This is a genomic window from Geomonas diazotrophica (assembly GCF_018919385.1).
Classification (GTDB): Bacteria; Desulfobacterota; Desulfuromonadia; order Geobacterales; family Geobacteraceae; genus Geomonas; species Geomonas diazotrophica.
In genome coordinates, this window is the sequence record NZ_JAHLMF010000016.1 from 89,928 (window position 1) to 108,657 (window position 18,730).

The 18,730-nt window shown below is 58.2% G+C and carries 13 protein-coding genes; 5 read left to right on the top strand and 8 right to left on the bottom strand.

Going from position 1 to position 18,730, the window contains the following annotated elements; genetic code table 11:
- Positions 1-24: 24 nt before the first annotated feature.
- The 8 genes from lysA to rpmH all read right to left on the bottom strand — a co-directional run bounded on the left by lysA (position 25) and on the right by rpmH (position 8,907).
- On the bottom strand, positions 25-1,278 hold the full coding sequence (gene lysA, locus KOM00_RS17170; RefSeq protein WP_216500142.1) for a diaminopimelate decarboxylase: 1,254 nt from the start codon (positions 1,276-1,278) through the stop codon (positions 25-27).
- A gap of 388 nt (positions 1,279-1,666) precedes the next feature.
- On the bottom strand, positions 1,667-2,320 hold the full coding sequence (gene rsmG, locus KOM00_RS17175; RefSeq protein ID WP_216500143.1) for a 16S rRNA (guanine(527)-N(7))-methyltransferase RsmG: 654 nt from the start codon (positions 2,318-2,320) through the stop codon (positions 1,667-1,669).
- A complete protein-coding gene (gene mnmG / locus KOM00_RS17180; protein WP_216500144.1) occupies positions 2,317-4,191 on the bottom strand; it encodes a tRNA uridine-5-carboxymethylaminomethyl(34) synthesis enzyme MnmG in 1,875 nt (624 codons plus the stop codon). Before mnmG ends, rsmG begins: the two co-directional genes overlap by 4 nt.
- Positions 4,192-5,180: 989 nt before the next feature.
- Positions 5,181-6,548, bottom strand: a complete 1,368-nt coding sequence (gene mnmE, locus KOM00_RS17185; protein ID WP_216500145.1) for a tRNA uridine-5-carboxymethylaminomethyl(34) synthesis GTPase MnmE — start codon at positions 6,546-6,548, stop codon at positions 5,181-5,183.
- 19 nt (positions 6,549-6,567) lie between these two features.
- Positions 6,568-8,175, bottom strand: a complete 1,608-nt coding sequence (gene yidC / locus KOM00_RS17190) for a membrane protein insertase YidC (protein WP_216500146.1) — start codon at positions 8,173-8,175, stop codon at positions 6,568-6,570.
- Positions 8,176-8,193: 18 nt separating this feature from the next.
- The gene (yidD, locus tag KOM00_RS17195) at positions 8,194-8,406 is read right to left on the bottom strand and encodes a membrane protein insertion efficiency factor YidD (protein ID WP_216500147.1); all 213 of its coding nucleotides are present in this window, start codon (positions 8,404-8,406) and stop codon (positions 8,194-8,196) included.
- A complete protein-coding gene (gene rnpA, locus KOM00_RS17200) occupies positions 8,396-8,749 on the bottom strand; it encodes a ribonuclease P protein component (protein ID WP_216500148.1) in 354 nt (117 codons plus the stop codon). The genes yidD and rnpA overlap by 11 nt, the downstream gene beginning before the upstream one ends.
- Positions 8,750-8,757: 8 nt before the next feature.
- Complete coding sequence (gene rpmH / locus KOM00_RS17205) at positions 8,758-8,907, bottom strand: 50S ribosomal protein L34 (RefSeq protein WP_183344104.1); 150 nt, start codon at positions 8,905-8,907, stop codon at positions 8,758-8,760.
- A 271-nt stretch (positions 8,908-9,178) separates the two neighbouring features.
- Here rpmH and dnaA point away from each other — a divergent pair, with 271 nt between their 5' ends.
- The 5 genes from dnaA (at position 9,179) to gyrA (ending at position 18,426) form a co-directional block, all read left to right on the top strand.
- Positions 9,179-10,552 carry a chromosomal replication initiator protein DnaA gene (gene dnaA / locus KOM00_RS17210; protein ID WP_216500149.1) on the top strand — a complete coding sequence of 458 codons (1,374 nt, stop codon included), beginning with the start codon at positions 9,179-9,181 and terminating at the stop codon, positions 10,550-10,552.
- Positions 10,553-10,770: 218 nt separating this feature from the next.
- The gene (gene dnaN, locus KOM00_RS17215) at positions 10,771-11,889 is read left to right on the top strand and encodes a DNA polymerase III subunit beta (protein ID WP_216500150.1); all 1,119 of its coding nucleotides are present in this window, start codon (positions 10,771-10,773) and stop codon (positions 11,887-11,889) included.
- A gap of 127 nt (positions 11,890-12,016) precedes the next feature.
- Positions 12,017-13,108, top strand: coding sequence for a DNA replication/repair protein RecF (gene recF / locus KOM00_RS17220; protein WP_216500151.1), 1,092 nt, complete (start codon positions 12,017-12,019; stop codon positions 13,106-13,108).
- A gap of 118 nt (positions 13,109-13,226) precedes the next feature.
- Positions 13,227-15,617: a DNA topoisomerase (ATP-hydrolyzing) subunit B gene (gene gyrB, locus KOM00_RS17225; protein WP_216500152.1), complete on the top strand. Its 2,391-nt coding sequence runs from the start codon at positions 13,227-13,229 to the stop codon at positions 15,615-15,617.
- 295 nt (positions 15,618-15,912) lie between these two features.
- Positions 15,913-18,426: a DNA gyrase subunit A gene (gene gyrA / locus KOM00_RS17230; protein ID WP_216500153.1), complete on the top strand. Its 2,514-nt coding sequence runs from the start codon at positions 15,913-15,915 to the stop codon at positions 18,424-18,426.
- Positions 18,427-18,730: the final 304 nt, after the last annotated feature.

Genomic DNA, 18,730 nt, shown 5'->3' on the forward strand with positions numbered 1-18,730 from the left:
CCTCCGGGGGAGTGGCATGTCCTGTTACAGAAACGACGGTACGCTCTCGCCTCTTACCAGGTCCTCCAGCGTCTCGCGCTCGCGCACGACCTCGAATTTGTCACCGTCGACCATGACCTCGGCAACCCTTGGGCGGCTGTTGTAGTTGCTGCTCATGGTGAAGCCGTAGGCGCCTGCCGACATGAACGCCATCAGGTCTCCCTGCTGGAAGTTCGGAATCTCGCGATCCTTGACCAGGAAGTCGCCGGACTCGCAGATCGGGCCGACGATGTCCCCCTCGATGACGCCGCTTTGGTTCCTGATTACCGGTCGTACACCGTGGAAGGAGCCGTACAGGGCCGGGCGGGCCAGGTCGTTCATCCCCGCGTCGACGATGACGAAGTTCTTTTCCTCGCCCTGTTTAGTGTAGAGGCATCTGCCGACCAGAATGCCGGCGTTGCCTACTAGGTTCCTCCCTGGCTCGAAGAGCAGATGCAGCCCGAGGTCACGGGTCTCCTCCAGGATGGAGAAGCCGTAGTCCGCGGGAAGCGGTGGCGCTTCGTCGTTGTACTGGATGCCGAGCCCGCCACCCAGGTCGAGGTACTTCATGTCGACGCCCATCTCTCTGACGCCGGCTAACAGGCGTTTGAGTTTCTTGATGGCATCGACGAAGGGGGAGACCTTGGTGAGCTGGCTGCCGATGTGGCAGTCGATGCCCAGGATCTCCACGTTGCTCATCCCCTTGGCGCGCTGGTACTGCCCAAGGGCACGTTCGATGTTGATGCCGAACTTTGCCTTCTTGAGCCCGGTGGTGATGTAGGGGTGGGTCTCCGGATCGACGTCGGGGTTGACGCGGATGGCGATGCCGGCCTTCTTGTTCAGACGACCAGCCACCTCGTTGATCCGGTCCAGTTCCTGTTCCGATTCCACGTTGAAGAGGAGTATCCCGGTCTGCAGGGCGTAGACGATCTCATCGTCCCGCTTTCCCACACCGGAGTAAACCACTTTTTTAGGATCGACGCCGGCGGCCAGCGCGCGGTAGAGCTCTCCGCCCGAGACGATGTCCACCCCTCCCCCCAGGTTTATGAAGGTCCTGAGGACGGCAAGGTTGGAGTTCGCCTTGACCGAGTAGCAAATGGTGTGGGGCGCGCCGGCAAAGGCGCTATCCATGGCCTTGAAGTGTCTCTCGAGGGTGGCCCGGGAGTAGATGTAGACGGGGCTGCCTACTTTGGCAACGATGTCCTGTATCGCGACCTCTTCCGCGAAGAGCTCGTCACCCTTGTATTGAAAGTGATGCATGTCTGTCATCCCCCTTCTTCCAGGTGAAGTTGCCGTCGTAAACAAAAAAAGTTTTTATTTCTAACATATAAAGAGATAAAAAGTCAAAATAATGCTTGGCCCTATTGGCGCGCTGCCAGGTAAAGTTCAGGCCGACCTCCGTCCTCTCAACTGCAGGTTCTCGTGTCCATCCTCCTCTACCTCCGGAGAGGGTCGGGGGGGGTGGGAGCCGCACCAGCAGGCAGCACCTCCCCACCGATTTTCGAGGCGAGTTGCACAAAATTTAGGCTGCCATTTTGCCGCCTAAAACCGCCTTTCTCGACCAAGGACAGCCACAGGCCTGCTTCTATGAACGAAACGGCTTCCGCGCCCCTTCTTGCTCGTTTCAGGCGAAATTAACAAATGTTAATTATTTTTCAGCGAGGACAACCAGCGACCTGGCGTCTCCGGAGCAGGGAAGATTGAAATCGTGCCTGGACTCCACCCTGACGCCAAGTTTTTCCAGTTCGGCTTCGGCGGCGGCGACCTCTTCGGCGGCGCTCTTCCCTTTCATGGCCACGATGCGTCCGCCATCTTTCAGAACCGGCAGCGCCATGGCAACGAAGGAAGGTATATCCGAAAAAGCGCGGGACACAACCCAGTCGAAATATCCTGCGTATTGCGCCGCCAGGGTCTCGGCACGAACGTGCAGCGCGTCGAAGCCGCCGAGGTTCAGCAGACGTACCGCCTGTTTCTGGAAACTGATCTTCTTCACCACCGCATCGACGGAGACGATCTCAAGATCCGGGTGCACCAACTTCACCGGGATGCCGGGAAAACCGCCGCCGGAGCCGATGTCCAGTAGACGCCCCGGCCCGCGCACCACCTTCAGCAGGCTCAGCGAGTCGACCAGGTGTTTCACCGCAATGCCCTCGTCATCGGTTATCGCGGTGAGGTTGATCTTCCTGTTCCATTTTTTCAGCTCTTCTGCGAAGAGGTCGAGGGCATTCAATTGTACCGGGGTCAGTTCGAGACCGAGCTCCACTGCGCCTTTCTTCAAGAGGTCCTTGGCATGCTGGTTCATCGGCCATACCTCGCTTTCAGGGCGATGGACAGGATGGTGATACCGGCCGGCGTGACTCCCGGGATGCGGGAAGCCTGTCCCAGGGTATCGGGACGGAAGCGGGCGAGCTTCTCACGCACCTCTGCGGAAAGACCGGAGATGGTGCCGTAGTCCATGTCGTCGGGGATCCTGGTGCTCTCGAGCCTGGCTGAGCGGTCGACCTGCTCCAGTTGGCGCTGGATGTAGCCCTGGTACTTGATCTGGATCTCGAGCTGCTCGCGCACCTGTTCCGGCAGATCCATGATGGCCGGATAGACCCTGGAGAGATCCTGGCAGGTGAACTCGGGGCGACGCAACAACTGCTCGTAGCTGATCGCGTTCTGCATTCCCGTCAAGCCCCATTCCTCCAGCAGATCTTCACCGGCAGCCGAAGGAGCCAGTCTTTCCTTGGACAGACGCACCAGTTCCGACTCGATCAATTCCTTTTTCGCGAGGAAGGAGCTATACACCTCCTCCTTCACCAGCCCTATCCCGTGCCCCTTTTCCCTCAGGCGGAGGTCCGCGTTGTCTTCGCGCAACAACAAACGATACTCCGCCCGCGAGGTGAACATGCGGTACGGCTCCTTGGTGCCCAAGGTGACCAGATCGTCGATCATCACCCCGATATAGGCTTCGCTGCGTCCGAGTACCAGGGGATCTTTCCCCTGTACCCTGAGGGCCGCGTTGATGCCGGCCATGAGCCCTTGTGCCGCGGCCTCCTCGTAACCCGAGGTGCCGTTGATCTGGCCTGCATGGTAGAGGTTGTGCACCAGCTTGGTCTCCAGCGAGGCGTGCAACTGGATCGGGTTGACGTAATCGTACTCGATGGCGTAGGCCGGGCGCATGATCTCGACCCGCTCCAGCCCCTCGATGCTCCGGTAGAAGGCCCACTGTATATCGATGGGAAGCGAGGTGGACATGCCGCTCGGATAGACCTCGACCGTTTCCCGCCCTTCCGGTTCGATGAAGGTCTGATGGCGATCCTTCTCGGGGAAGCGCACCACCTTATCCTCGATGGACGGGCAGTAACGCGGGCCGATCCCCTCGATGATCCCTGCGTAGAGCGGTGAGCGGTCCAGGCCGCTGCGGATGATATCGTGAGACCTGGGGTTGGTATAGGCGATGTGGCAGGGAACCTGCGGCTGCTCTATGCGCTCGGTCGAAAAGGAGAACGGGATCGGATTCTCGTCGCCGTACTGCTTCTCGAGCCTGTCGAAGTCGATGGTCCTGCCGTCCAGGCGCGCCGGCGTGCCGGTCTTGAGGCGGCCGACGTCGAAGCCGCAATCCTTGAGGCCGTCGGAAAGGCCGATGGAAGGCAGATCCCCTGCCCTGCCGCCCGGATAATTGACGAGACCGATGTGGATGAGGCCGCGCATGAAGGTGCCGGTAGTCAGGATGACGGTCTTGCCCAGGAAGCGGACGCCGCCTCGGGTATCGACGCCTACCACCTCCCCACCCTCGATAACCACTCCTGTCACTTCCACCTGTTTCAGGTCGAGGTCATCCTGCTGCTCCATCACGTGCTTCATGCGCAGCCGATACATCTGCTTGTCGGCCTGGGCGCGGGAGGCGCGCACCGCGGGCCCCTTCTTGGTGTTGAGAACACGGAACTGGATGCCGGTCGCGTCTATGTTGCGCCCCATCTCACCGCCGAGCGCATCGATCTCCTTGACCAGGTGTCCCTTGGCCAATCCGCCGATAGCCGGATTACAGGACATCAAGGCGATGGCGTCCAGGTTGATGGTGAGCATGAGAGTCGAGCACCCCATACGGGCTGCGGCCAGTGCGGCCTCGCACCCGGCATGACCGGCACCGACAACGATCACATCATATTTCTTATCATAAACTATCAAACTTCACTCCGTTTACTGCGAAAGCTTTATGTGCCCCACCTCTTCTCCGGGCACATGTTCCACGTGAAACAAGACAATAAAACAATTAAAAATTGGCAGTTTATCTGAACAACACTGCAAAACGGCTACCACAAAAGATGCACAAGGTGCGGCCAACCAGTCATCATCGCGGTGTCCACGTCGCCCAAGGGGTGTGGCGCGGTGTGCGAGTTACTCGACGCACAATGTGACTCACCCGTCGCGGCATGTGACTCACCCGACGCAGTGTGCGTGTTACCCAGAGCGGCGTTCGTGTTATCCGAAGCAGCGTGCGACTCACACTACGCGGCATGCGACTCACCCGGCGCAGTGTGCGTGTTACCCAGAGCGGTGTTCGTGTTATCGGACGCGGTGTGTGAGTCACCGGACGGACAAGGTGAGTCACTCGACGCGACATACGACTCATCCGACGCGGTGTGCGTGTTACCCAGAGCGGTGTTCGTGTTATCCGACGCGGTGTGCGAGTCGCCCGACGCGCAATGTGACTCACCCGACGCGGCAGGTGAGTCACCCGACGCAACATATGACTCGTCCGATGCGGCGTGCGTGTTACCCAGAACGATGTTCGTGTTATCCGATGCGGTATGTGAGTCACCCGGCGGACAGGGTGAGTCACTCGACGCGGCATACGAGTTACCCAACGGCACGAGCGAGTGACCTGCTGCGATGAACGACCGCCCTGTCGCGTTGCAGGGGCTGACAATCATCCGCCACCCTTTGTCGAACCGGCACCAGTCCGGCCACGTACAGCGACCATGGCCACGGCGGCTGGGCGAATAATTATTCGCCCCTACAGGGTAGGCACCTTACCCTTGGTTTTTGAGGTGCCTGCTTCTTACCGACTTCTGCACGTCAAGTAATGTAAGCGCGCGTCACTCCGAGGGAAGAATGAATTGTTTCACGTGAAACATCGCCATCATGTACTGTAAAGACAACGTATTATACGTCCCCTACTTTCCAATACAGAAGCTGGAGAAAATCCTGTCGAGTACATCGTCGGCGGTGGTCTCGCCGGTCACCTCGCCTACCGCATCCAGCGCATCACGCAGATCCACCGGCAGCAACTCCATGTTCACCCCTGCCTCCAGGTTTGCAACGAACGACTGCAAGGAGGTGCGAGCCTTGAGCAGGGCATCGCGGTGCCGGGCCTTGGAAACGGCGACAAACTCCCTGCCGTCGATGGCGTGGCCGTGCATGAAGGCATTCGTGATGGCATCTCGAAGTTCAGGAACACCACTCCCGGTCAGGGTCGAGATGGCAACGACCGGACCGGAACATGCTGCAGGCAGCACGGCGTTGACGTCCAGGTCCGCCTTGTTGCGTACCACAAGGTAGCTCTTGCTGCCGATCGCCTGCAAGATTGCGGCGTCCTCCTCACCAAACTCGCTGGAGCCATCAACAACAAAGAGCACCAAGTCAGCCTTAGGGATGCGGTCCAGCGACAGCCTGACCCCTTCCTGCTCCACCTGGTCCTCTGACTCCCGTATGCCGGCCGTATCGAGAAGCTTCACCGGCAGTCCGTTGATGTTGACCACTTCCTCTATGAGGTCCCTTGTGGTCCCTGGAACGGAGGTGACTATCGCCCTTTTCTCCTTCAACAGGGTGTTGAGCAGGCTCGACTTGCCGACGTTGGGCTTGCCGGCAATGACCACGGACACGCCATCACGCAGCACCCTCCCCTCGTCGAACCCCTCGATCAGTGCGTCCAATTCGGCGAGTGCGGGAGCTACCTTACCGAGCACATCGGTCTCGACAGCTACGTCAACGTCATCCTCCGGGAAGTCTATAAGCGCCTCAACGTAGGCAAGGGCATAGACTATCCCGTCTTTGACGGTGGCGATGCGTTTGGAGAGAAGCCCCTCGCGCTGGTGCTGGGCTAAGGCAAGGGACGCATCGGTGCGGCTGGAGATGACGTCCATTACCGCCTCGGCCTGAACCAGGTCTATTCTGCCATTCAGGAAGGCCCGCTTGGTGAACTCACCCGGTTCGGCAAGACGCGCCCCTTCAGTCAGAACCAGTGACAGTATGCGCGATACCACCAGCGTCCCGCCGTGGCACTGGATCTCGACTACATCCTCGCGGGTGTAGGAGTTGGGCCCCTTCATGAAGACGACCATGGCCTCGTCGATCAAGTCACCGTTGGACGTGTTTACCACTGCGCCATAAGAAAAACGGTGGCTTTTTAGGCCACCGTTCGACTTTGCTCTGAAGATGCTGCTTGCGATGGGCAGGGAGGCAGGGCCGCTGATCCTAACGATCCCGATCCCTCCCTCGCCTACCGCTGTGCTTATTGCTGCGATTGTGTCTCTAACATACATTTGCTTGTATCCGTATCGATCAGTCCGTGATCGACTTGTTGATGTACATCTGCTGCGCTATGGTCAGCACGTTGTTGACCAGCCAGTAGATAACCAGGCCGGACGGGAAGTTCAGGAACATGAAGGTGAAGACAACCGGGAGCATCAGCATCATCTTGGCCTGCACCGGGTCCATGTTGGTCGGGGTCATCTTCTGCTGGATGAACATGGTGGCACCCATGATGAGCGGGGTCACGTAGTACGGATCCTTGGCAGAAAGGTCGGTGATCCAGAGATAGAAAGGCGCGTGCCTGAGCTCGATGGAGTACATGAGGGAGCGGTACAGTCCGAAGAATACCGGGATCTGGACAACCATCGGCAGGCAGCCACCCAGTGGGTTGACCTTGTGGGTCTTGTACAGCTCCATCACGGCGCGGTTCATGGCATCGCGATCGTTTTTGTACTTCTCCTTCAGCTCGTTCATCTTGGGCTGCAGCTTCTGCATGTCCTTCATGGACTTGTAGCTCTTGTGGGTGAGCGGGAAGAACACGAGCTTGAGGATGCAGGTGATGATGATGATGGCGATGCCGTAGTTGCCGGTGTACTTGTAAAGGAACTTCAGGAAGACCACCAGCGGCTTCGCGATGGGGGCGAACCAGCCGTAGTCGATGACCTCTTCCAGCCTGCTCCCCTGGGCCTTGAGGATGTCGAGATCCTTGGGGCCGTAGTACAGGCCGTAGCTTACGGTGGCGCTCTGGCCGGGGGCAACGGTGACGGACGGGGAAACGATGTCCCTCAGGTTGGAGTCGGCGGAGGGGCGGGACAGGCGCACCTGGGCGATGCTCCCCTTGTCGGCGATGACGCTTTCCATGAAGTACTTGTCGGCAAAGGCGGACCAGACGATCCCCTTGTCGAACTGCACCGGCGTCTTGAGCAGGCTGTCCAGCTTCTCGCTCTTGACGGCGTTGTCGGTAAGGGTCGACGGGCCGTAGACCTCGTAGCGGCCACCGCCAGCTTTCTGATCAATGACGCGGGAGTTCTGCAGCAGGTGCAGCGTACCGGCAACCTGGGAAGAGCCGCCGTTTTGCACCTGCTGGGTGAGCTCGATGCGGTAAGCGTCGCCGGAGAAACTGTAGGTCTTCTTGAACACCACGCCTTGCGGGGTGGTGGTGGTGAACTCGAGGGTCCCCTTGTTGCCGTTGGTCAACTTGAGGTCGTTGGCGCTGACGTTGTAGAGGGCGGTGGGATTCAAGCCGAGCTCGCGGGAGTCGCTGAGCAGGTTGAACCTGCTGGCAGCGGTCTCGTTGACGAGGACGATGTCCTGCCCTTTCGGCCCGGCGACATCCTTATACTTCTTCAGCACGAACTTCTTGAGGCCCGCACCCTGCGTCGAGAAGACGGCGCTGTAGAGGTCGGTGTTGACGGTGACATCGCGGGCTGCGCCGGCGGGCTGCGCCGGTACCGCGATCGGAGCGGCAGGGCTTGCAGCGGGGCTGGCCTGGGGCGCGGCGGCTACGGTTGCCGAGCTGACGGCGCCCTGCTTTGCGTTACCTGCGGGCGGAACCGGCTTTGCGGGGGGAAAGATAAAAGAATAAGCGTACAGAACCCCGATGGAGAGCAGTATCGCTATGATAGTACGTTTTTCCATTACATTCTCCTGGACAGACTATTTGACCGGATCGTAACCGCCCGGGTGAAACGGATGACACTTGAGTATGCGCGCAGCCGTCAACCACAGCCCTTTCACAGGACCGTATTTTTCCAATGCTTGTAAGGAGTAGTGCGAACAGGTAGGGTAAAAACGGCAGGACGGGGCCTTGAGCGGAGAGATGAATCTCTGGTAGAGAACGATCAGGCCTTTGAGTGTGCTAGTTACCATGTTTTTTACGCAGCCGCCCGAAGGCGGCTGCGAGCTCGGTTGAGATCTGGTGAAAGTCAAGCAAGTCAGCTCCTTTCTTGGCAACGATGTTGAAATCGGCCGAGATGAAAAGAGACTTGTTCTGCCTGTAAAACTCCCGCAACCTTCTCTTGATGCTGTTTCTTACTACGGCGTTTCCTACCTTCTTGCTTACGGTAAACCCGACCCTGGTGGCGCACCCGTCTTTAACCTTCCAGAGCAGCAGAAAGTGCGGCGTGTGCATCTTCGACGCGCCGTCATTGAACTGCAGGAATTCGGGGCGCCTGCGCAGGCGTTCAGCCTTGGGAAAATCCGAGCAGGACAAAAAGGATATTACTTGGTAGCAATGCCTACGGAAAGACGCTTGCGACCTTTGGCCCTTCTCCTCTTGATAACGAGACGGCCGTTTTTGGTGGCCATGCGCACGAGGAAGCCGTGAGTCCTTTTCCTGGAGGTATTGCTGGGCTGGTAAGTTCTTTTCATCTTTATCTGCTCCTTAAGTCTTAGGGTTACAATGCTTTTAAAGGCAAGTGTCGAACTTAAACATAAACGCCAAACCTTGTCAAGGTGTTTCTTTAAAGCCAAGTTTTGCCTTGCAAAAAAAGGGGCTGACATGGTAGTGTGACAGGCCGCAAATCTTAACATAGGCTTATTCTGTTCAAAATCCAGTAAATAATTGAAATTGTGTAACTTATCTATTATCAACAGTTGTTGATAAAGCTGTTTAAAAACAGTGAAAAAAAGGCCTCTCTCCATGGAAAATATTTGGCTGGAAGCCCAGACAAATCTTAAACAGGTATTAACCGAGCAGACTTACACGACCTGGATAGAGCCGTTGAAGTTCTTGGGTGCAACCGCCGATACCGTAGTCCTCGAAGTGCCGAGCTCGTTCTTTCAGAAATGGGTCACTGACAAGTACCTCTCCATGATCAAGGAAGTACTTTCCGCGATCACCTCAAAGAACTACCACATCGAGTTTCACGTCGCCGAACAAAAGCCGGAGAGTTCCGAGCCCAAAGCGGAGAGGGAACCTAAGGCCAAGGCTAAGGAGAAGGAAAAAGAGAAGGAGCAGGAAAAGGAAAAGGAGAAGGACAAGAAGCCGGAACTGGTCCCCAACCTAAACCCCAAGTACACCTTCGAATCCTTCGTGTCCGGCCCGAGCAACCAGTTCGCCTATGCGGCTTCCCAGGCTGTCGCCAACAAGCCTGCCTCCAACTACAACCCGCTCTTCATCTACGGCGGTGTGGGCTTGGGGAAGACGCACCTGGTAAACGCCATCGGCAACCAGATCCTGGCCAAGAACCCCAAGGCGAAGATCTGCTACTACTCGTCAGAGAAGTTCATGAACGAGATGATCAACTCGCTCCGCTACAAGAAGATGGACGAGTTCCGTAACAAGTTCAGGAAGATGGACCTGCTGCTCATCGACGACATCCAGTTCATGGCGGGAAAAGAGGCGACCCAGGAGGAGTTCTTCCACACCTTCAACGCGCTCTACGAGTCCCACAAGCAGATCGTGGTGACCTCTGACAAGTTCCCGAAGGACATCCCGGGCCTGGAAGAGCGCCTGAGATCGCGCTTCGAGTGGGGGCTCATCGCGGACATCCAGCCGCCGGGGGTGGAAACCAAGGTGGCCATCCTCAAGAAGAAGTCCGACATGCACGCGGTGAACCTCCCTGACGACGTGGCGCTGTTTCTGGCCGAGGGTGCCACCAGCAACATCCGCGAGTTGGAAGGGATGCTGATCCGCCTGGAGGCCTTCGCCAGCCTGACCGGCAAAGAGATCACCCTTTCCATGGCACGCGAGGTGATGAAGGACATCATCGTCGAGAAGACCCGCGACATCAGCGTGGAGATGATCCAGAAGATGGTGGCCGACCACTTCCGCATCAAGGTCTCCGAGCTCAAGTCGGACAAGCGCATCAAGACCCTGGTGGTGCCGCGCCAGATCGCCATATATATATGCCGGGAGCTGACCAAGGCGTCGTACCCGGAAATCGGCGAGAAATTCGGCGGCAAGGACCACTCGACCATCATCCACTCGGTGAAGAAGATAGAGAAGCAATTGGCAGCCGATGCGGACCTGAAGGCGACTGTGGAAGATATCAAGAAAAGGCTGTTCACATAGTGGGGATAACTGTGGAGAAATAGCCTGCCTAAAGCCCTGTCAAAAAAAGCTGTGCAGAAACCAAGATAACCAGGCGGATTATCCCGTCAGGTTTCCCAAGCCAAAAGCGGAACAGTTTCAAAGGGTAAGCAGGGTTGTCCACAGTATCAACAGGACACTATCTACTACTACAATCTTTAAAGATAAACATAATAAAACCAGAACCGGAGAGAGACGACATGGAATTCAGAATCAGCAAAGAGATTTTTATGAAAGCCCTCCAGAGAATCCAGGGTATCGTAGAAAAGCGCAACACCATGCCCATTCTCTCCAACGCGCTGCTCGAGGTACAAAACGACCAGCTCTTCATCACGGCGACCGATCTCGAGGTCGGCATGAAGAGCTCCTATCCGACTACGGTGATTCGCGAAGGCAAGATCACCGTCTCGGCAAAGAAACTCTACGAGATCGTCAAGGAGATGCCGGACGAGGAGATCCTCTTCACCACCAAGGACAACGACTGGGTCGAGATCACCTGCGGCAAGGCCCGCTTCAACATCGTCGGTCTCTCGTCTGAGGAGTTCCCCTACTTCCCCAAGGTGAAGGAGGAGAGCTTCCTGGTCTTCAAGAACGAGATCCTCGCGGACATGATCGAGAAGACCTCCTATGCCATCTGCTATGACGAGACCAAGTACAACCTGAACGGCATCTTCATCAAGGCGTTCGACGAGAACGGCACCAACGTCCTCAAGATGGTGGCGACCGACGGCCACCGCCTCTCCGTCGCTCAAAAGGAGATCAACGGCAACATCACGGCCGAGCTTTCCAAAGGGGTCATCTTCCCGAGGAAGGGCATCTTCGAGTTGAAGAAGATGGTGGAGGAGGAAGACGGCGAGATCATGCTGGGCTTCATGGACAACAGCGCCGTCATCAAGAAGGGGAACACCGTGGTGGTGATGAGGCTCATCGACGGCGAGTTCCCGGACTACACCAAGGTCATCCCGGTCGCCAACGACCGCATCGTGCAGATCAACCGCGACAAGTTCCTCCACTCGTTGAAAAGGATGTCCATCCTCTCCAGCGAGAAGTTCAAGGGGGTCAAGATCGACGTAAATCCGGATCTGGTGATCATCTCCTCCAGCAACCCTGAATTGGGCGAGGCGCGCGAGGAGATCGAGATCAGTTACGAAGGCAACGGCATATCGGCCCGCTTCAACGCGAAGTACCTGATCGACGTGCTTTCAGTGATGGAACAGCGCGAGGTGGAGCTGAAACTTAAGGACGAACTCTCCCCGGTGATCATGAAGGCTGCCGACGGAGAAGAATTCCTGGCGGTCATCATGCCGATGAGACTCTAAAAGACAGATAAAGATTAAGACAAAGATTAAGGAGAAGCGAGCCATCAGTTTGAGTGATATAGCGATCATGACTGCAACTCAGGGGTTCATAAACTCAATCTTAATCTCTGTCTTAATCTGCCTTTAAATGAAACTTATAAAACTCAAACTTGCTTCATTCCGTAACCTGCAGAACATAGAGCTTGTTCCGGGCAAGAAGTTCAACGTTTTCTACGGCAATAACGGCCAGGGCAAGACCAACCTGCTGGAATCGATCTACCTCCTCGCCACGATGAAGTCCTTCAAGCAGGCGAAAAACGTCGAGCTGATCACGTTCGGCTCGGAGTTCGCCCTGATAAAGGGCGTCGTGGAAAGGGACCGGGTCACCAGGGAGATAGCGCTTCTCCTGGAGAAGCAGGGCAAGAAGGCGAAGATCGACGCAAAGCTGGCAACGCGGCTGGACGACTTCTTCGGCAGCTTAAACGTGGTGCTCTTCACCCCGGAGGAGATCTCCATGGTGCGCGGAGGGCCGGACTTACGGCGCAGGTACCTGGACCGGGCGGTCTTCACCTGCGACCTGAGCTACCTCACCGCCTACCACGACTACGCGAAGATACTGAAAAACCGCAACGCCCTTTTGAAGGTAGGCGACGGGAGCGGGATCGAAATCTGGACCGAGCAGTTGATTCACGCGGCCAAACTGGTGATCGAGAGAAGAAAGGCGTACCTCGGCGAGATCGCGAAGCTGTTGCAGGGCTTTTACTCCGAGATCTCCGGCAACGACGAGACGGTGCAGATAGAGTACCGGCTGCACGGCGTGGATCAGAAGGGGTACAACGAGGATCCGTCCGCGGCACTGGCCGATGCCCTCAAGGCGCACGCGGCGGAAGAGAAGAGGCGCCAGACCACGGCCATCGGGCCGCACCGCGACGACCTCTACTTCGGCTTGAACGGTCGCTCGGCGCGGCACTTCGCCTCGCAGGGGCAGCAAAGATCCTTCGTGCTGGCGCTCAAGATGGCGGAGATCGAGTACATCACCAGGTGCTTCGAGGCGCCGCCGGTGCTCCTTTTGGACGACATGACCAGCGAGCTCGACCGGGAGCGCAACCAGAACCTGATGGATTTTCTGAAGAAAAGAGAGATGCAGGTCTTCATCACCACAACATCGCTGTCCAACGTGGCGATAGAGGAGATGGAAGACAACAAGACCTTCCGCATCAGGGAAGGCCGCATTTTTTAAAAGTGACCCATATTGATGCCACCCTCCCCAACCCCCTAGCCCCCTCCCGCAACGGGAGGGGGGATTGATAGTGTTAGGTGATTTTGTAAAAGCCTGAAATTACATAGAAGAGGTAACGATGAGCTCAGAAGAACAAAACGATTACGGGGCGGATAAGATCCAGATTCTGGAAGGATTGGAAGCGGTAAGAAAGCGTCCGGCCATGTACATCGGTTCCACCGCTGCTCAGGGTCTGCACCACCTGGTTTACGAACTGGTGGACAACGCCATCGACGAGGCGCTGGCCGGCTACTGCGACGCGGTCCAGGTCACCATCCACCTGGACGGGTCGGTGACCGTCGAGGACAACGGCCGCGGCATCCCGACCGACATGCACCCGACCGAGGGAAGGTCGGCGGCGGAGGTCGTCCTCACCGTGCTCCACGCCGGCGGCAAGTTCGACAACTCCTCCTACAAGGTTTCCGGCGGCCTGCACGGCGTGGGGAGCTCGGTCGTCAACGCGCTTTCCACCAAGCTTGAGCTGGAGATCCGCAGAAACGGCCAGCTCTTCACCCAGAGCTACAGAAGGGGCGTGCCCCAGGCGCCGCTCGCCATCACCGGCGAGACCAAGAGGCGCGGCACCAAGATCACCTTCCTTCCCGACGGGGAGATCTTCGAGACCACCGAGTTCTCCTTCGACGTCCTCTCCAAGAGGCTCAGGGAGCTCGCCTTCCTGAACGCGGGCGTGCGCATCAAGATCCACGACGAGCGGACCGAGAAGGACCACGACTTCTTCTACGAGGGGGGGATCAGGAGCTTCGTCGAGTACCTGAACAAGAACAAGAACCTGGTCAACCCGGAGCCGATCTACATCAAGGGGGAGAAGAGCGGCGTCGATATAGAGATCGCCATGCAGTACAACGACTCCTACGACGAGAAGGTGTTCTCCTTCGCCAACAACATCAACACCCACGAGGGGGGGACGCACCTGATCGGCTTCAAGGCGTCGCTCACCCGTACCATGAACAACTACGCCACCGCCAACAACCTTTTGAAGAACGTGAAGGTGGCGATCTCCGGCGACGACCTGAGGGAGGGGCTCACCGCGGTGATCTCGGTGAAGATCTCCCAGCCGCAGTTCGAGGGGCAGACCAAGACCAAGCTGGGCAACTCCGAGGTGAAGGGTTTCGTCGAGACCCTGATGAACGAGAAGCTCGCCACCTACCTGGAAGAGAACCCGGCGATGGCCAGGAAGATCCTGGAGAAGTCCATCGACGCGGCCCGCGCCCGCGAGGCGGCCCGGAAGGCGCGCGAACTGACCCGCCGCAAGGGGGCGCTCGAAGTGGGCACCCTCCCCGGCAAGCTGGCCGACTGCCAGGAGAAGGACCCGGCGCTGTGCGAACTGTTCCTGGTCGAGGGTGACTCCGCAGGGGGCTCGGCGAAGCAGGGGCGCGACCGGAAGTACCAGGCGATCCTCCCCTTGAAGGGTAAGATCCTCAACGTCGAGAAGGCGCGCTTCGACAAGATGCTCGCCTCCCAGGAGATCAGGACCCTGATCTCTGCCCTGGGGACCTCGATCGGCAAGGAAGACTTTGACATCGCGAAGCTCCGTTACCACCGCATCATCATCATGACCGATGCCGACGTCGACGGCTCGCACATCCTGACGCTTTTGCTCACCTTCTTCTTCCGCCAGATGATGGAGCTGATCGAGCGCGGCTACCTCTACATCGCCCAGCCGCCTCTGTACAAGATCAAGCGCGGCAGGAAAGAGCAGTATCTGAAGAACGAAGTGGCGCTGCAGGCCTACCTCCTCGAGGAAGGGACCGAGGACATGACCCTCAAACTCGGCTCCGGCAGCGACGAGCGCGTCTACCGCGGCAAGCAGATCATCCCGATCCTCACCCAGTTGATCGACTTCGACGAGCTCTTCGACAAGGTGGTCAAGAAGGGGATCAACGAACTGCTCCTGAAGGTCTTCCTGAAGGCCGGCATCAAGCCGGGCCTGGAGGAGATGTCGGACCTGATCGCGCTTCTGCCCAAGATGAAGGAGGCCTACCCCGAGGTGGAGGTGCAGGTCTACGACGACAGCATCATCTTCGCCTTCGGTAACCTGAGGGTCAAGATCGACCAGCAGATCTTCGAGGTGCTCGAGTCCTACGAGTACGCCATGCTGCTCGAGCACCACAAGCGGGTCCGCTCCGTCATGGGGGTGGGCGCAGGGGTGATCCTCGGACCGGAAGACAAGGTGATGTTCGAGAGCGAGAGCCAGGTGGAGATCCTCTCCTGGTTCATGGAGAGCGCCAAGAAGGGTCTCTACATCCAGCGCTACAAAGGTCTGGGCGAGATGAACCCGGAGCAGCTCTGGGAGACCACCATGCACCAGGAGAACAGGGTGCTCCTCCAGGTGAAGATCGAGGACGCGGTGGCGGCCGAGGAGATCTTCACCGTGCTCATGGGCGACCAGGTCGAGCCGCGCCGCGACTTTATCGAGCAGAATGCCTTGAACGTGAGCAACCTGGACGTGTAGCACACACTGCCCCCCTCCCCTTTTGGGAGAGGGGATGGGGGTGAGGGAGTTGCCACAAAGGATAAGTCTCGCTCCTGCCGACGCCCTCACCCCGGCCCTCTCCCAGAGGACGAGGGGGAGTTGGATAAGACGCGTGAGAAGGTGTTAAGAGCGCAGGATGCTTAAATAAAAAAAATTTCCCCTCCCTTCGGGAGGGGATAGCGTTTTGCATATATCTACTGCAAATCAATTGTGAGGGCATTTTCGGGGTATTTCACCCACAAGTGCCGCCTTTTGACCGGAAAGGGTTTCCTAAATGCTGAATCAACTGAACAAGGTATCGGTAAACATCGAAGACGAAATGAAGCGCTCGTACATGGACTACGCCATGTCGGTCATCGTCGGGCGCGCGCTTCCGGACGTGCGCGACGGCCTGAAGCCGGTACACAGGCGCTGCCTCTACGCCATGTACGACATGAGCAACGACTGGAACAAGCCGTACAAGAAATCGGCCCGTGTCGTCGGCGACGTCATCGGTAAGTACCACCCGCACGGCGACACCGCCGTCTACGACACCCTGGTCAGGATGGCCCAGGACTTCTCGCTCAGGTACCCGCTGGTCGACGGCCAGGGCAACTTCGGCTCCATCGACGGCGACTCCCCGGCTGCGATGCGTTACACCGAGATCAGGATGGAGCAGCTCGCCCACGAGCTGTTGAACGACCTGGACAAGGAAACCGTCCCGTTCGGCCCGAACTACGACGACTCCTTGAAGGAGCCGCTGGTCCTCCCCTCCAAGTTCCCGAACCTCCTGGTGAACGGAAGCGCCGGCATCGCGGTCGGCATGGCGACCAACATCCCGCCGCACAACCTCTCCGAGGTGGTAGACGCCATCGTGGCGATCATCGACAACCCGCAGCTCTCCTTCGAGGAGCTGGTGGAGCTGATCCCGGGCCCGGACTTCCCGACCGGCGGCTTCATCTACGGCCGCGAAGGGATCATGAAGGCCTACTCCACCGGCCGCGGCATCATCCAGATGCGCGCCAAGGTGCAGATCGAGACCCAGAAGAAGACCGAGCGCCAGTCCATCGTGGTCACCGAGATCCCGTACCAGGTGAACAAGGCGAAGCTGGTCGAGAAGATCGCGGAGCTGGTCAAGGAGAAGAAGATCGAGGGGATCTCGGACCTGCGTGACGAGAGCGACCGCGAGGGTATGCGCGTCGTCATCGAGCTCAAGAAGGACGAGAACCCGACCATCATCCTGAACCACCTGTACAAGCAGACCCAGATGCAGTCCTCATTCGGCATCATCATGCTGGCCATCGTGCACAACCGGCCGCGCGTGTTGACCCTGAAGGAGACCATCGAGTTCTTCATCGAGCACAGGAAAGAGATTGTCACCCGCCGCACCATCTTCGACCTGAAGAAGGCCGAGGCCAGGGCCCACATCCTGGAAGGTCTGAAGATCGCCCTGGACAACCTGGACGAGGTGATCGCCCTGATCAAGGCGAGCGCGTCGCCGGCCGAGGCGAAGGTTGGCCTCATGGAGAAGTTCGGGCTCTCCGACCTGCAGGCCCAGGCCATCCTGGACATGAGGCTGCACCGCCTGACCGGTCTCGAGCGCGAGAAGATCCTCGAAGAGCTGCGCGAGATCCTGAAATACATCGCCCGTCTGAAGGAGATCCTCGCCTCCGAGGCCGAGATCCTCAAGATCATCGTGGGCGAACTGCTGGAGTTGAAGGACAAGTTCGGCGACAAGCGCCGCTCCGAGATCGTCATGCAGACCGCGGACATCTCGCTGGAGGACACCATCGTCGAGGAAGACATGGTGGTCACCATTTCCCACACCGGGTACATAAAGCGCAACGCCGTCACCCTGTACCGCGCGCAACGCCGCGGCGGCAAGGGTAAGACCGGCATGAAGACCAAAGAGGAGGATTTCGTGGAGCAGCTGTTCATCGCCTCCACCAAGGACTACCTCATGTTCTTCACCGACGCCGGCAAGGTGTACTGGTTGAAGGTGTACGAGATCCCGGAGGCGGGTCGCGCCGCGCGCGGCAAGGCGATCGTGAACCTGTTGAACCTCGCCAACAACGAGAAGATCACCACCATCCTCCCGGTGAAGGAGTTCGTGGACGACAAGTTCATCATGATGGCCACCAGAAACGGCGTCGTGAAGAAGACCAACATGATGGAGTACTCGCACCCGAGGGTGGGCGGCATCATCGCCGTCAACCTGGACGAAGGGGACAAGCTCATCTCCGTGGCGCTCACCGACGGCAAGCAGGACGTGCTGCTCGCGACCTCCAACGGCAAGGCGATCCGCTTCAAGGAGGACGACGTCCGTACCGTGGGGCGCGTATCCCGCGGCGTGCGCGGCATGACGCTAGAGGACGAGGACGTGGTGATCGGCATGGAGATCCTGAACGAGAACTTCACCGACTCCACCATCTTCACCGTGACCGAGAACGGCTACGGCAAGAGGACCGAGATCAGCGAGTACCGCACCCAGTCCCGCGGCGGCAAGGGGATCATCACCATCAAGACCACCGAGCGCAACGGGCAGGTGGTGGACATCAAGCAGGTGGTGGACGACAACGACCTGATGCTGATCACCGACCAGGGCAAGATCCTGCGCGTCTCCGTTGCCGGCTTCTCCATCATCGGCCGCAACACCCAGGGGGTGCGCCTCATGGTCAAGGAAGAGAACGAGCGCGTGGTCGCCGTCGCACGCCTGGCCGAGAAAGAGGACGTGGAAGAGATCGAGGACGGGTCGGAGATCGATGACATCGTCGAACTCGAGGCGGAGGGTGGCGAAGGGGAGGAGTAAAACCTCCCTCACCCCGGCCCTCTCCCATAGGGAGAGGGTGAGTTTGAACGAGGCTGAAACCTCTCGCCCCCGGGAGAGGGTGAGTCGAACGAGGCAAAAATCCCTTTCCCAAAGGGAGAGGGGAGTTTGAAAGAGCCAGAAACCCCTCGCCCCCCGGGAGAGGGGCAGGGGTGAGGGGGATTGAGCTATCTTCACTTTTGAGGACACACCATATATCCTAACGAGCCAGGAGGGTGTGTCATGAGATCGAATCGCAAGTACGATTCAGAGTTCAAGCAAGAAGCGATCAAGTTAGTCATTGATG

What these genes read in the sequence shown, in the direction of transcription:
- gyrB (WP_216500152.1), top strand. Translation starts at nt 13,227, where the DNA reads ATGAGCTCAGAAGAACAAAACGATTACGGGGCGGATAAGATCCAGATT.
- mnmE (WP_216500145.1), bottom strand. Translation starts at nt 6,548, where the DNA reads ATGTATGTTAGAGACACAATCGCAGCAATAAGCACAGCGGTAGGCGAG.
- rpmH (WP_183344104.1), bottom strand. Translation starts at nt 8,907, where the DNA reads ATGAAAAGAACTTACCAGCCCAGCAATACCTCCAGGAAAAGGACTCAC.
- lysA (WP_216500142.1), bottom strand. Translation starts at nt 1,278, where the DNA reads ATGCATCACTTTCAATACAAGGGTGACGAGCTCTTCGCGGAAGAGGTC.
- dnaN (WP_216500150.1), top strand. Translation starts at nt 10,771, where the DNA reads ATGGAATTCAGAATCAGCAAAGAGATTTTTATGAAAGCCCTCCAGAGA.
- dnaA (WP_216500149.1), top strand. Translation starts at nt 9,179, where the DNA reads ATGGAAAATATTTGGCTGGAAGCCCAGACAAATCTTAAACAGGTATTA.
- rsmG (WP_216500143.1), bottom strand. Translation starts at nt 2,320, where the DNA reads ATGAACCAGCATGCCAAGGACCTCTTGAAGAAAGGCGCAGTGGAGCTC.
- gyrA (WP_216500153.1), top strand. Translation starts at nt 15,913, where the DNA reads ATGCTGAATCAACTGAACAAGGTATCGGTAAACATCGAAGACGAAATG.
- yidC (WP_216500146.1), bottom strand. Translation starts at nt 8,175, where the DNA reads ATGGAAAAACGTACTATCATAGCGATACTGCTCTCCATCGGGGTTCTG.
- yidD (WP_216500147.1), bottom strand. Translation starts at nt 8,406, where the DNA reads ATGGTAACTAGCACACTCAAAGGCCTGATCGTTCTCTACCAGAGATTC.
- recF (WP_216500151.1), top strand. Translation starts at nt 12,017, where the DNA reads ATGAAACTTATAAAACTCAAACTTGCTTCATTCCGTAACCTGCAGAAC.